This is a genomic window from Sphingobium xenophagum NBRC 107872, assembly GCF_000367345.1.
Lineage (GTDB): Bacteria > Pseudomonadota > Alphaproteobacteria > Sphingomonadales > Sphingomonadaceae > Sphingobium > Sphingobium xenophagum.
Genome location: NZ_BARE01000047.1, coordinates 1 through 13,668 on the forward strand (window position 1 = coordinate 1; position 13,668 = coordinate 13,668).

Below are 13,668 nucleotides of genomic sequence, written 5' to 3' on the forward strand. Positions count from 1 at the left end.
TATTATTATCAATCTGGACGACCTCTCCAACATAGAGATGTCACCCTGAGTTCCACCGGGCCTATCCTGCTCAGCCGCGTTGTGGCTTATTGGCTTCCCAAAGCTCGAAATGCGGCTTCAAAGCATCGGGCAGTTCTTCGTAGAACGCCTCGTCCAACGGGTAATGCCGCATGGCGACCCAAACGGCGTCGAGCAGCGCAATGCCCTGCTTGCGGTCCTTGGGCTGCTTCTGCGGGGCGCGCTCGGGCTTTGCCGCCATCCAGAGTTTCTGCAGCGCGAACCATCGCGGGTCGGGCGCGACCATGCGCGCAGCCTCGCCGTCACGAACACCGACCACCCGGTCAACCCGCCGGCCGTTCAGAAGCCATTCCTGCTCGGGGAGCGGAATCGGCCGAGGCCGATCCTGCGCGATCTGTCCGCCGATGCGGCTCGGTGCGGACAGGATCTCCACTTCGTAGGCCTTCGCATTGCGGGCCTGGAATGGCCGCTCGGTGTTCACCGAGTAGGTCATGTCCGCCTCTTTGAGCACCTTCCACAAGGTCGGTCGCTCTTCGTTGGCATCGAGCCCGGTCAGAGCCATGTCGAAATCGAGGGTTTCGTCAGGAGCATCCCGAATGAAACCGTTGGCCTCGAGTGCGTAGGCAATCAGTGCATTGGTGCCGACAACCATGGCCTGCTCACCGAGGAAGCGAAGGCGGTCTGCCTCGCGCAGGATCTTGCCGGCTTCCGCCGGCAGCAGCGGCAGGCGCAGCGCCCGGTAAAGGCTGGCCTGTTCCTTGAGCGTATCCTTGCTCCGGGCGAGACGATCCTTCAGCTGCGCCTTTTCGGTTTTGTACTGGTCGAACTCGACCAGCTTTTCGGGATCCACCGGCCCCTTGCTTTTCATGCTCCCGCGCCGGTCGGTAACTTCGTAGAGATACTCCCGGCCCGACACCTCCTTGATGCGCATGTTGTATGGCAGATCGTTCAACGTGCGCAGAGCCTCCATCCAGACCTGGTAGGCCTGTTCGAGATTAACGATCACCCTCGCCTGCTCGTCGGTGAATGGCTGGAAGTTCATGCTTTACCCTGCAAGTTACGCATATCGGCAAAATGCAGGGTAAATTGCCAAAACACAAGGGTTACCCTGCAAATCGTCATTTTTTCCCTATTGCAGGGTAAATCAATCGCGATACCGGCCTTCATGCCGAAGAATGAGCGGCCCTGTCGAGTTGGACGCACTCGGTTCCGCGCGCCCGGTGGGCGCGCTCCTGCGGGTGCGGCGTTCCCTGCATTGGGCCGCCGGCACTCTTGCCTTCGGCTCCGTCGCCGTCCCGCGCCCGTGCGATGCACCGGGCCACGCGCCGACTGACTTGCTCCGGCAAGGGGGCCGTCATTTGTTGCTGGCGCTGCCGATCACGGTGATTACCTCGCCTGCCGTTCAGCATCTCGAGTTCAAGGGCCAGGAAATGGTAGTCGCCGTCTTCGAGGTGATGCAGGCCGATCCCGCCCGTTTGCTGCCGCGCGAAGAACTCGCGAAGTACGATGCCGTTGGCGGCGACCTCCGGGTCATCTGCGACGTCGTCGCGGCGATGACCGATACGCATCTTCTCAAGACCTACGAACGTGTTCTCCCCGCGCATGGGATCGGTGTTCGACCGCCTCTGACCTTTGCCGCTGCGTCGGCTCCTGTCCAACTGTCCAAGAAGCTGGACAATTGGACAGGATGGGCATAACCATGCCTTTGACGGAGGCGGTATGCAGAAGCTCACATTGACAGCGGAAGAGCGACAGAACGTACGTTTTGCGCTGCGTGCCCACCCGGACATTCTCGAGCACGTCGAGTCACTGTCGCAAGTAAGCCGGCTCCCTAAATCGCGCCTCATCGACATTCTGCATGCTCTGGGCATTGATCTCGACGATGCAAAAACTGGCCGGTTTGTCGATCGAAGGCACGAGGCCGCAGAAGATCACGGCATTCACGATCACCCATTTTCAGGAGCGCTGGAATACGACATCGATATCAGGCTTGCTGGTCGGGACTACCGGCACACACTGATCGTCGATTATATATCTACGCCAGAGTGGCCGTATTTCGATGCGGAAACCCAATCGGAACGCATCGCGCGTGCAGGTTCGATGACATCCTATCATCTCAGCCGGCGCAAGCGGCCATCATCGGATGTGGCCGCTCCCGACGCTCGCCGGATCGAGCGTCGTAAGAAATACCCGCACACAAATGAGGTCAGAGAGCTCTTCCCGGAGTTTTTCGGGAAAGCGTTCGACGACGCTTTGTTCGATCGCATCGATGAAGAAATGCTGCGGGACAATGCGGCGCTGCGCAAGGCATACGCCAATGTCGTTCCGCTCCGCGCATTTTCGCCATCTGTAACAGTCGAAGCGCAAAACGTCATTGATCTGGTGGATCAGTCGTTGGCGGCGATCGGGAAGGCGATCCGCATTGCCCCTTGCGACGACCATTGGCATCCGGTCATGATCGATCTGAATGGCCACGAACTGGATCAGGAGCTCGAATTCCGGTCTGACGCCCAATCAATGGAGGGCGCAAAGTATGACCTCTACTGGGCGATAGCTACAGACATTCAGGGTAAGATCTCCGACCATCTCCAGAACGATTGACCGGGCCCAGCCAGCCCAACGAGTCCAGCCCAACGCGTAATGCGTTTTGCGGTTAACCCCGAACGCCCAAATGGGGTTCGGGGGCAAAACCGTAATCTCTCTCTCATCTCGGTGGCTGAGCGAAATCAGCATCGCCATAGCATGACGCCTGGGAGATTGGCGGCCGTCAAGGATCGCGGGTGCCCCCCAATTTTTACCTGCTGCGGCTACCGCCTTGCGAGCAAAAATCGGCTCCCCCCACGCCCGCTTGCCAAGCGGCGGCAGCGCGTGCGCGCCGCCGTCCCTGACTGCCTGACTCCGGCGTCCCTCCGATGGGCATCTTTCATCAGCGTGATGAGAGACAATTCCTTTTGGAGGTTATCATGACGGACCGTTTCTCGAACTTCGCCGATCTCGCCGAACACTACGCGCGGGAAATCGCCACTCCCGACTATGCTGCCGCATTCATGGAGCAGACCGAGCTTGCCAAGCTCTCGATCGAGCATGAACCGAGCGCTGCCGAAATGCCCGATCCGGATGTGGCGCAGGCGGCAATCGAGATGATGCTGGCAACGGTGTTCGACCTGTTCCGCGATACCCGGATGGAGGACATGGCAAGCGAGGTCGCCTGGGGCATTGCCAACAGCTTCCACGTGGTGGCCAGGCGTCTCGATACCCGAGAGGATTCGATGGCGAACCGGCTGCAGGAGAAGCTGCGCGAATACGATCCGAGCGAAGTCTATGCGACCGATCTGGAAGACCTCACGATGCAGGCCCGCAGTCTGGCCGAGTGCCGCGACGCGATGGAATGCATGCGCGACCATGCCGCGAAGATCTACCTCGTGGAGACCGGTCGTCCCTTCTCACCGGTGCGCGGCTCGCGGGTGTCGTCCAAGACCAATGCTTCGATGATCGAGGCGCGCGATTACCTGGCCGCGCAAAAGGCGCAGCGACGGGAACAGTTTGCGCCCACGGGCCCGGTCGTGGTGTTCTCGGGCGGGCAGCAGTTCACCGATATTGCTCAGGTTGAAGACTACCTCAACGCAATCCGGACGCGCATCCCCTCGATGGTGCTGGCAACGACCGCACAGAACAAGGGCGCTGACGTGATCGCGGCGGCCTGGGCATCGAGCAAGAACGTCCCCGTCATCTTGTGCAAGCCCGATGCCTCGCGGGGTCCTTCGGCGCCCTACCAACGCAATGCGCGCATGCTCAGCTTCAAACCGGTCGAGGCGGTGGTTTGCAACGGCGGCGGCATCCAGGCGAACCTCGCCGACCGGCTGCGCGAGGCGCGCGTACCGCTGCACATCGTGCGCGAGGCAGGTGCCCAGAACGAGGCTCCCCCGGCCCGGTCAAAGGCCCCGGCTCAGGCAGAACGCGGCGGGGCAAAGCGCACGGTCAATGGCGACGATCTCCCGCCGTTCTGAGCGGGAAACAACGTGATCCGACTTTACCGAAGGGTGTCCGGCCTAACCGCCGGATGCCCTTCTTTTTTGTCGCCTGGAACGCCCCTGGTCTGCCCCGGCTCGCTCGCTGGCCCCCGGGTGACGGCCTGTCGGCCTGCCCGGTTCCCAGCCTTCGCATCGGCCGGGCAGCAGGCCAGCGCTTGGACCCACCGGTGGCGTCGACCAACAGGGGTTAAAACTCTCGCAGAATTCCAAGCATGATGACCGCCATTGGCCCGCGTCAAGAAGGGCGGTTCCCCCAATTTTTCCTCCACTCCGGCTGCGCCTGCGCTCCAGAAAAATCGGCACCCCCACCCCCGCTTCGCGGCGGGCCGCGGGCGGCCCGTTCCTGACCCGGGCCAAGCTCGGTCATCTTTTCGGAGGCCTCTTCAATGATTTTGACAGGAGGCTCACATGAACGCTCTTACGACCGCACTCGACATCCCGGCTTTCGATCCCATCAGCTATGACGCCGCACTGCGCGCCGCCACCGTCCGGGCCCAGCACAGCTTCTTCGACCAGCACGTTATCGAGGACGACGAGGGCTGCTTCGTCGCTATCGACGAGGGCGACTATAATGCGCTGCCCCAGCATCTGATCGACCGGATCGCCCATACGGTGCCCGGCATGATGGCAGACGATTTCGACGAGGCGAACATCGCCCGCGCCGCAAGCTTCATGAGCGTGGTGATGGATCCCGAATGGGACGCGGACTGCCCGTTCTGACATGCAGAAACTTCGAACGGCGCCGGAGGGCTCGTCAGGGGCTCTCCGGCCCCTTTTTTTGTGAGCCTGAATAAAGCACAGCCGGGGCATCGAACCCCGGCTGTGCTGGTCTCTTGCGAGACCGGTTTCAGCTTTTCGCCAAGCGCTTTTCCGCTTCGTCCAGGCCGAGCCTTCCGAGTGCGGCGAAGAAGGCTTCAACCCGCTCGAACGGTGCCTTGCCGAGTGCCGATTTTCTCAGCAGTTCGGCCATGGCATTTTGCTCGCTTTCCCGCAGCTTCGCTTCGCGCGCTTCCAGCGCGTTTCGCTCCCTTGCGATTGCCTGTCGTTCCGCTTCAAGACTTCCTTTCCTGGCCATGATGATACCTCGTAGGTTGGCGCTGAAACCTCCCGGCAAAAGCATCACAACGCCATAGCCTGTTGGCAAGTCCTCTTGTTAAAACCACCTGCAATTTGCCGCCGCCTGCGAAGCATAGAATACGCCTGCTGCGCCTAGAGACTGGCCCTGAAGGCCCGATCCTCGATCCTGAAAACACCAGAAATCCAACGCGAACCAAATTGCATCGGATCAAGGGGTAAAGGTGCAGACCGTACACTGCACGGCAGTAGGAGAAATTGGCATAACTGCGCGCGTATACAGCAATGCCATCCCTGTATCACAATGTGTGATAATTGCTGAACACAATTGGGGACGACGCAATTGCGCCATTTTGCGCGTAATACATTTGAATACGACAGGCACCGGCTCCCCCTTCCCTTGCCAAGCCATCAGCGATGGCCTAAAACATCCAGGCGCAATCTCCACCGGGCCCTTTTCGAAGGGGTTGGTGATGACAGAAACAGTCCTGATTTCGGTCCGGCTTCCCGGACCCGTTGCCGAGGCGGCCAATGCCGCTGCGGTCTCGCGCAATATCTCCCGATCGAAGCTTCTGCGAATCGCCATCGAGCGCTTCATCGATGACCTTTCCGGTTCATCCGAGCAGGATCGCCGGCGTCAATTCTCGTCCGAGTATACCTTCCTCGCGCTCGACCTCATCGTCCAGCGCGAATACCCCGAGGTGCACACCGAACTTCTGACCGAAGCCGAGCGGCGCATGGAGGCCTTCCATGGCGGGGCCTGACACCTGGTCCGACCGCGCTCGGCCGGGCAAGCTGCAGCACCATTCCGCGCGCGGGACCATGCCGCGCAATGCCGGTGATTTCACCCGCGGATCGCAGCTCATCACCCACGAATTCCTGATGTGGTTTGCCTCCGCGCGCCTGCCCTTCATGGTGTGGTTTTTCACCTTCCTCCTCGTGCTCTCGGTCGCGCTCGCGCTGCGTCTCCACGAACATGAAGTGCAGATGATCCTCATGCGGATCTATGCTGCCGGATGGGGGTTCATGGAGTTCAATCCCGGCAAGGTCATCAACCTCACCCTGCCCTCTGGCGAAGTGATCCCTGCGCCGATTTCGATGGTCGCCTCACACCCTGATGTTGCCATCGCCTGGAACCGGATGATGCGCGCGGTCTGGGGCTCGCTGTTCATCTCGCTGTTCCTCGCCGTACCGCTCGCCATCTGGTTCGTCGACTTCTCGAAGCGGCGCGGCAAGTCGATCCTTGAAGAGCGTCACCAGCGCGGTGCAATGCTGGTCGACGGCGCAGAACTGGCAGCCGTCATCAATGCCCACAACCGGGCTGCGCTCGAACAGGAAATCGCCGAGCGGCTTCCCGACATGAGCTTCGACGAGGTCATGGCGATGCCACTTGCCCCGCGCAAAGCGGCCGGCATTCACCACGCCTATTCGCTCGCCGGGGTCGCCTTCCCCTGGCGTACCGAACAGTCGCACACGATGATGATTGGCTCGACCGGGACCGGCAAGACCACCCAGATGCGCGCGCTGATTGCCCAGATGCGTATGCGCCGCGATCGCGCCGTCGTCTTCGACCTCACCGGTGCCTACGTCGAGGCGTTCTACAATCCCCAGACCGACGTGATCCTCAACCCGATGGATGAGCGTTGCCCGTCCTGGTCGGTGTTCGGCGAGGCGAAGAACCATGCCGATTTTACCGGTATCGCCGCTGCCCTGCTTCCGGCCGATGGCGGCGGGGCCGAGCCGTTCTGGATGCTCGCTGCGCGCACGCTGTTTGTCGAGACCTGCATCAAGCTCATCAAGGATGGCCAGGCGACCAACCAGGCGCTGGCCAGCCGGCTGATGATGGCGGACCTCAAGGAGGTCCACAAGATGCTCGAAAACACCGTCGCCGATCCCCTGACTGCGCCCGAAGCGGCCAAGATGGCAGAGTCGATCCGGGCCGTGTTCAACACCAATGCCCAGGCGCTGCGCTTCCTGCCTGAGGGCAAGGAGCCCTTCTCGATTCAAACGTGGATCCGCAACGATGACAAGCCGGGCAGCATCCTGTTCATCACCTCCTCGCACAACGAACTCGTCCTCAACCGCGCACTGCTCTCGCTCTGGATGAACCTGGCAGTGCACACGCTGATGCGCCTGCCGCGCACGCGCTCGTTGCGCACCTGGTTCTTCTTCGACGAGGTCCATGCGCTGCACCGCCTGCCTGCAATCGAGGACGGCTTGCAGACCGCACGGGGATTCGGCGGAGCCTTCGTTCTCGGCATCCATTCCTTCGCCAAATTGTCGGAGACCTACGGCAAGGAAGGCGCGCAGAACCTCTCTTCGCTGGCGCGCACCAAGCTCATTCTGGCCGCCGCCGATCGCGACACAGCCGAGCATTGTTCGGACTACATCGGCCACCGCGAGGTGCGCATGATGGATGAGGCCTACAGCTACGGCTATTCCAACATCCGCGACGCCGCGACAATTACCCCGCGCTCCGAAGTCCAGCCTCTGGTGCTCCCCGACGACATCATGAAGCTGCCCTCGCTGCGCGGGTTCCTGGTATTCCCCGAGGGCTTCGATGCCGCGCGGATCAAGCTCACCTATAAGGACTACCCGGCGGTCGCCGAAGGCTACATCCTACGCGAGAATGTCGAGCCAATCGAGTTCGCGAAGCCCGCCAGCGACGACGATGCAGACGAAGAAGGTGGTGGCCGAGAAACCAAGGACGAGCTCGAGCCCAAGGTCGAACTCGACCGCGATGAGGGCCTGCCGAGGCCGCCAACGTCTGCGCCGCAGGTGGATGTTGCTGCACCTCCTGCCGGATCCATGCCAGGCGACAGCCCGGTCGCTGCAGGCAGTCTCGGCAACACGATGATATTCCGTCCCGGCGGTTCGCCAATCGATGCGCAGGCGCAAACCCGCGACGCCGAAAGTACAACCAAACCGGCGCCGAGTGCACAGGCCAAGACTGCTGGGCAGCGCGCCAGTCAGACCGCGCGCGAGCTTGGCGAAGCGCTCGAACCGGAGAGCAGGATTGAACGCTCCGCAGGCGGCCCTAATGGCCCCGAGGTGCATGGTCCCGGCCTCGCTGACGGCCCGGATGACGGAATGGAGATGTAGCCCATGCACTCCATTGCAGCAGTGCGGTCTTCGAGCGGCGCCGCCGACTATTTCGCAAACGACAACTACTACACGGCTGAAGAGAACGCGGAAGCCGGGGTCTGGGCTGGCGAGGGTGCGCGCGATCTGGGACTTGCGGGTCCGGTCGAGAGGGATGCGTTCGAGGCGATCTTGAACGGCCATCTGCCAGATGGCGATAAGGTCGGGCAGGTCGAGGGGCGCCGCCTAGGCCTCGATCTTACCTTCTCCATGCCCAAGTCTGCCTCGATCCTGGCACTGGTCTCGGGCGACCGGCGGATTCTCGATGCGCACTTGGCCGCAGTGCGTTCGACCATGGTGCAGCTTGTCGAAAAGCAGTTCGCCGAGGCCCGCAATTACGAACGCAGCCGCAATGGCGAGCCCGAGCGGACCGGCAATCTCGTCTATGCTCTCTTTGCCCATGACACGAGCCGCGCGCTCGATCCGCAAGGCCATATCCATGCCGTGGTCGCCAACCTCACCCGCGATCTCAAGGGCAACTGGAAGGCACTGTGGAACGGTGAGATCTGGAAGAACAATACGACGATCGGCCAGTACTACCATGCGGCCTTCCGCGCCCAGTTGCAGAAGCTCGGCTACGAGACCGAGGCCGCCGGCAAGCACGGCGCTTTCGAAATCAAGGGCGTGCCGGGCGAGGTCATCAAGGCGTTTTCAACCCGCGCGGCCGAGATCGAGGCCAAGATCGCCGAGACCGGTGCCACCACTCTGGCGATCAAGAAGCAGATCACGCTCTATACCCGCGATCCCAAACTTGTGGTCGAAGATCGCACCGCGCTGGTCGAGGGCTGGAAGACCCGCGCCGCCGAACTGGGCTTCGACGGCAAGCCGCTCGTCGCCGAGGCCATGGCGCGGGTACAGCACCAGGCCAGGCCATCGCTCCGGGAAACCGCCTCTCAGGCCTTCGCCGAGATCGCAGAGCGGATCAGTGCGGCCATGCGTCCACCGAGCGCGCTGGCTGTCAGCGGGACGGCCGCACTGTTCCTCCCCGCTGAAACCATCAAGGCCCAGCACGCGACCGCGTCCGCTATCCGGCACCTTTCCGAGCGGGAAGCGGCATTTTCACCCCATGCCATCCTGGCGAGCGCACTCGGCTTTCAGATCAAGGGCCTCGAGGGTGAGGCCGTGGTCACGCGGATCGGTGAACTGGTCCGGGACGGCCACCTCATTCCCGGCAAGTCTGAACGCGCCGACGGCCACTACGACTTGGTGACGACGCCTGAGGCGCTGGCGCGCGAACAGCAGATATTGGACCGCCTGGATGCCGGTGCCGGCCAGGGCCGCGCTTTCATGGCGCCCGACCTCGCCATGGCCCGGCTTCAGGAGGCCGCTCGCGAACTCGGGCTCGAGCGGGCCGGCGTCGATAGCTGGCAGCTGAACGAAGGCCAACTAGCCGCCGGCGTTGCGATCCTTTCGGGCACCGACCGGTTCCTTAATATCCAGGGCGTTGCGGGCGCCGGCAAGTCGACCCTGCTTGGTGCGCTCGACAAGGTGCTTGGCGCAGAAGGCGTCAAGCTGATCGGCCTCGCCTTTCAGAACAAGATGGTCGCCGATCTGCGCGGCGGTGCTTCAGGCACAATGTCGGTCGAGCAGATGAAGGAAGCCGGGATCGAGGCCTGGACCATCGCCGGTTTCATCAACAGGCATGGTTCGGCGGCAGCCCAGGGATCTGGCGAGCGCTTCGAAGCCTCCAAAGCAGCGCTAAGCAATACCGTCATCATCACTGACGAGTCCTCGATGGTCTCCTCGCGCGACATGCTCCGGCTCACCGCGATTGCCGAACAGCTCGATGTCGCCAAGGCGCCGTTCATGGGCGACCGCCAGCAATTGTCGGCGATCGAGCAAGGCAAGATGTTCGCGGTATCGCAGGCTGCAGGCCAGGCGACCGTGCGGATGGACGCGAACATCCGGCAGAGGAATTCGCCGCTCCTGCTGGCGGTTGCGGGGCTCTCGAACGAAGGCCATGCCAGCCTCGCGCTTGATCTGCTGGCGGCGCACGGCCGGGTGATCGAGGCGGGTCAGAACCACGTAGCGCGCGCCGCCGAGCTCTGGCTGTCGTTGAGTCCGGAGAAGCGCGAGGCGACAGCGATTTTCACCGCCGGGCGCGACGACCGGACCCAGATCAACACCCTCGTTCAGGCGGGCTTGCTCAAGGAAGGCGCGCTGGGGGGCGAAGGCATCGCGCTTACAACGCTCCAGAGCGCCAACGTCAGCCGCGAGGAACTGCGCTTTGCCTCAACCTACCGGCGCGGCCAGGTCCTCGAGGCGCGGATGGATGTGCGCGAGATTGGCCTCTCGCGCGGTGAATATGCGATTCTCGACATTCGCAAGGACGGCAAGGTCACGCTCGAGAAGGGCGGCAAGCGCCTGAGTTTCGATCCCGACCGGATCGACCCAAACCACAAGTTCGACCGGCTCGGGCTCTATGACCAGAAGTCGATCCGGATCCATGATGGCGACACAGTGTTCTGGCGTGACAAGGATGCCGTCCGCGACATTGCCAAGTCGACTTATGCGAAGGTGATCGAGGCAAAGCCTGACGCGGTCACGGTCGAGCTTGCCGACAAACGGCAGCTTACCCTGCCCGTGGGTGACCCCATGCTGCGCCGTCTCGATCTTGGCTACGCGCTCAATGCCCACATGGCGCAGGGCATGACCAAGGCCCATGCAATCGAGGTGATCTCATCGTCCCAGCGCAACCTTGCGACCCAGCGGACGCAAAATGTCCTCAACACCCGCGCCACCGACGACATGCATGTTGTCACCGATGATCTCGGTGCCCTCAAGTTCCAGCTCGACCGCACACCGGGCAACAAGACCTCGGCGCTTGAGGTGACCGGCAAGGTCGAAGTTGACGCCGTACAGGCCAATCCCATCGAAACCCGCCAGGTTCCCGAACTGCGCATGAGCCCGGAGCTCAGGGCCAAGCTCGATGCGGTGCTGGGTCCGGTGCCAGAGGCACCGGTGCGGCAACTCCCCGTTCCCGAAAAATCGCTGGGGCTCGATCTGTGAGGCGCCGGCCCATTCCCGCCTTCACCAAAGAGAGCGCCACCCGGCTGTTCGATGGCTGTCAGGCCGCCCTCATCTGGCTTGCGGTGCTCGCCTTCGCTGCGCCCGGGTCCGATGTTCAGGAGGTTGCGGTCTGGGCGATGGTCGCGGTCGCGATAGCCGCTGCATTCGTTGCGCTCTGCCCGACATTACCCGACGGACTGGCCGAAATCGCCGCTTTGAACCCAGCCCCAACCAGTGCGCCCGGCCGCGCCAATCCAGAAGAGGACCTGACGGATGTCCTATGACCATCAGGAAATCGGCGACTTTGCCAACGAACGCGACGCCCAGGACTGGGCGGAACGAAACAACCTCGATGTCCGCGACCTCCACTACCGCAGTCGCGGCAGTCGGGGCGTTACCCTGAGCGTGCGCCGGTCGGCGCTCGGGGACTCTGCAACCAGCGACCTCTCATATGGTCGCCGGACCGGCTTTTTCTGAAACCAGGAGACCACCCATGAAACTGAAATTCCTGTTGTTCGCGCTTCTTGCCGCGGGTGCCCAGCCTTCGCTGGCTGCTGAGCCGGCCTCCGGCCTTGGCGAGACTGCGATTGAGCCTGCCGCCGCAGTTACTGCGGTCCGCAGGCAGGAGTTGCAGCGCGTCGCCGATGCCCTGACCGCCGAAGCCAGTGCGAAAGCAGGCGTGAACACGCGAGATGCAGTCGAGGCCATCAAGGCGCGGATCAAGGCGATGAAGCGGCCCTCCCCTCATGCCGGGCAGCCGGATTGTGCCGATTGTCCCGACAAGGGCGCTGTCCGTCATCTCCATTCTGCCAGCGAAGCGTCTGCGGCCGACTGCATTCACTGCATCGACCGGCAGGCCTCCGTCTGACCAGAAGGCGCGGTCCGGGCCGCCTCCCACCGGGCCGCGCCGAACTGGATGCACAGAGGCTACATGGAGAATTGGGTCGTGAAGCGATACGTCTACATGCTCGAACCGTCCGATCGGGTCGAGCTCAACGATGATGATGTGGGCAGTAGCGACGATCGCGCGCTCGATTGTCTGGCCGATCCTGCGCGACGACGCAGGTGTCAGCTGGCGAATTGGATTTGCCGATGGCACTGTGCCTGACAACGTGGATGGCCAGGTGCGCATTCGCGGTCGTGTCGTCGATATCGACCGGATCGAGGTCGACTACATCGAAGTGCAGAATGACGCCTGAAAGCTGGACTTGGGTCGGATATCGGTTGGTCCCGGATCAGCCTGCGGCCAATTCCGTGCATGCTTCCAATAGGGCCTCCCAATCTTCGGGAGGATTGCCTTTGTCGAGCATGGATTTGAAAACGGCGTAGGCATCGCTCTTTGAGCCATAGGTGCGCAGCGTGTTGCTGTCGTTGACCCAGGCGAAGATGATGATCTTTGCGGCAGTCGAGTAGCGGAAGAACAGCCGGAACCGGCCATTTCCGAACTTTGCCCGGAACCAGTGCTTGCGCTCCCGGCCTAGGGTGCCGCCTTGCCGGAACTCAGGACGTGAGGGATCGACGGGGATCACCTCGAAAACCAGCTTGCGTATTGCGGCAAGCAATTTGGCGTCGGCGCTGGTGGTATAGGCAATCGGGTCTTTTCCGCGGGCGCGCTCACTGGCGCTCGTCAGCTTCTCGAGCTGAGCGAGAAACATTGGATGCGCGTAAAGTGTCCAACCGTTGACCGTGATCACGTGAGCAAGCCCCCGGTCGTTGCTCAAAGCGAGACGTTACCGTCGATCGGGTCATCGAGATCGACTGGAATATTTGCGGTCAGCGCAGCAATGCGGGCGGCAAGATCGGGCGAAAGCGCCTTCACAGCCTCAGGGTGCTGTTTCAGATCGGCAGCCAAAAAGTTCAGGAAGCTCTCGACTGCCGGATCCTCATCGCTATCCGCACGGCAAACGGTCACGCCGCCATCGCTCACGCGAAAAGCAATGCGGCCGCCGTAACCGACGCCCAGCGCCTGACGCACCGCCTTGGGGATTGTCGTCTGTCCCTTCGCGGTGATGGTGCTGATTTCCTCGAGCGCGATTGCCATGATACTCTCCATGTGACAACCAAAAGGTAAGGAATAATTCTTACATTGTCAAGCCGCGAGCTCGGCAACCTAGAGACCGCCGGGATGACAATCGCCGCAATATTTGCGGAGAATAGCGCGCTCAATCACCGCACGCGCCTGAGATCGCGTAATTGCCGTCACCAGATCCGGCGCTATGCGCCGAGGAGTACGGGGGTGCGAAATGGGCGGCGGGGCTTACCCTTTTTCCTGGCACATCATTGAAAAATCGGTCCGAACAGGGTATCGATTGCCAGAGCAAGGAGCCCCACCATGGACCACGATCGATACGGACTGGATGGGCAACCTATTTATCCGCGTCCCGGGCATTTCGAT

The 13,668-nt window shown here is 62.1% G+C and carries 15 protein-coding genes; 11 read left to right on the forward strand and 4 right to left on the reverse strand.

Annotated elements, in window-relative coordinates:
* Window positions 1-70: 70 nt before the first annotated feature.
* Window positions 71-1,060, reverse strand: a complete 990-nt coding sequence (locus SX1_RS17665) for a GSU2403 family nucleotidyltransferase fold protein (RefSeq protein WP_019054071.1) — start codon at window positions 1,058-1,060, stop codon at window positions 71-73.
* Window positions 1,061-1,376: 316 nt separating this feature from the next.
* On the opposite strand from SX1_RS17665, the gene SX1_RS23885 reads away from it, so the two are divergent.
* From SX1_RS23885 to SX1_RS17685, 4 genes are all read left to right on the forward strand, one after another.
* Window positions 1,377-1,715, forward strand: coding sequence for a hypothetical protein (locus SX1_RS23885; protein ID WP_306302708.1), 339 nt, complete (start codon window positions 1,377-1,379; stop codon window positions 1,713-1,715).
* 22 nt (window positions 1,716-1,737) lie between these two features.
* Window positions 1,738-2,619: a hypothetical protein gene (locus SX1_RS17675; RefSeq protein ID WP_019054072.1), complete on the forward strand. Its 882-nt coding sequence runs from the start codon at window positions 1,738-1,740 to the stop codon at window positions 2,617-2,619.
* A gap of 362 nt (window positions 2,620-2,981) precedes the next feature.
* Window positions 2,982-4,025 (forward strand): DUF2493 domain-containing protein, encoded by a 1,044-nt coding sequence (locus tag SX1_RS17680; protein WP_019054073.1) that lies wholly within the window; start codon window positions 2,982-2,984, stop codon window positions 4,023-4,025.
* A 432-nt stretch (window positions 4,026-4,457) separates the two neighbouring features.
* The gene (locus tag SX1_RS17685) at window positions 4,458-4,769 is read left to right on the forward strand and encodes a hypothetical protein (RefSeq protein WP_019054074.1); all 312 of its coding nucleotides are present in this window, start codon (window positions 4,458-4,460) and stop codon (window positions 4,767-4,769) included.
* A 127-nt stretch (window positions 4,770-4,896) separates the two neighbouring features.
* Here SX1_RS17685 and SX1_RS17690 read toward each other — a convergent pair whose 3' ends face one another.
* A complete protein-coding gene (locus tag SX1_RS17690) occupies window positions 4,897-5,169 on the reverse strand; it encodes a hypothetical protein (RefSeq protein WP_255209789.1) in 273 nt (90 codons plus the stop codon).
* 427 nt (window positions 5,170-5,596) lie between these two features.
* On the opposite strand from SX1_RS17690, the gene SX1_RS17695 reads away from it, so the two are divergent.
* The 7 genes from SX1_RS17695 to SX1_RS22915 all read left to right on the forward strand — a co-directional run bounded on the left by SX1_RS17695 (window position 5,597) and on the right by SX1_RS22915 (window position 12,472).
* Entirely contained in the window at window positions 5,597-5,887 is a 291-nt protein-coding gene (locus tag SX1_RS17695) for a hypothetical protein (RefSeq protein ID WP_019054076.1), read from the forward strand.
* Entirely contained in the window at window positions 5,874-8,225 is a 2,352-nt protein-coding gene (locus tag SX1_RS17700; protein ID WP_019054077.1) for a type IV secretion system DNA-binding domain-containing protein, read from the forward strand. The genes SX1_RS17695 and SX1_RS17700 overlap by 14 nt, the downstream gene beginning before the upstream one ends.
* 3 nt (window positions 8,226-8,228) lie before the next feature.
* On the forward strand, window positions 8,229-11,273 hold the full coding sequence (gene mobF / locus SX1_RS17705; RefSeq protein ID WP_026149889.1) for a MobF family relaxase: 3,045 nt from the start codon (window positions 8,229-8,231) through the stop codon (window positions 11,271-11,273).
* Window positions 11,270-11,557: a hypothetical protein gene (locus SX1_RS22910; RefSeq protein ID WP_019054079.1), complete on the forward strand. Its 288-nt coding sequence runs from the start codon at window positions 11,270-11,272 to the stop codon at window positions 11,555-11,557. The genes mobF and SX1_RS22910 overlap by 4 nt, the downstream gene beginning before the upstream one ends.
* The gene (locus SX1_RS17715; RefSeq protein ID WP_019054080.1) at window positions 11,547-11,750 is read left to right on the forward strand and encodes a hypothetical protein; all 204 of its coding nucleotides are present in this window, start codon (window positions 11,547-11,549) and stop codon (window positions 11,748-11,750) included. The genes SX1_RS22910 and SX1_RS17715 overlap by 11 nt, the downstream gene beginning before the upstream one ends.
* A 16-nt stretch (window positions 11,751-11,766) precedes the next feature.
* On the forward strand, window positions 11,767-12,141 hold the full coding sequence (locus tag SX1_RS17720) for a hypothetical protein (RefSeq protein WP_019054081.1): 375 nt from the start codon (window positions 11,767-11,769) through the stop codon (window positions 12,139-12,141).
* A 130-nt stretch (window positions 12,142-12,271) separates the two neighbouring features.
* Entirely contained in the window at window positions 12,272-12,472 is a 201-nt protein-coding gene (locus SX1_RS22915) for a DUF5818 domain-containing protein (protein ID WP_019054082.1), read from the forward strand.
* A gap of 36 nt (window positions 12,473-12,508) precedes the next feature.
* On the opposite strand, the gene SX1_RS17730 is transcribed toward SX1_RS22915, so the two are convergent.
* Both SX1_RS17730 and SX1_RS17735 read right to left on the reverse strand, forming a co-directional pair.
* Window positions 12,509-12,967, reverse strand: coding sequence for a type II toxin-antitoxin system YhaV family toxin (locus SX1_RS17730; protein WP_026149890.1), 459 nt, complete (start codon window positions 12,965-12,967; stop codon window positions 12,509-12,511).
* Window positions 12,968-12,990: 23 nt separating this feature from the next.
* Complete coding sequence (locus SX1_RS17735; protein WP_019054084.1) at window positions 12,991-13,314, reverse strand: type II toxin-antitoxin system PrlF family antitoxin; 324 nt, start codon at window positions 13,312-13,314, stop codon at window positions 12,991-12,993.
* Between the last annotated feature and the right edge of the window lie 354 nt (window positions 13,315-13,668).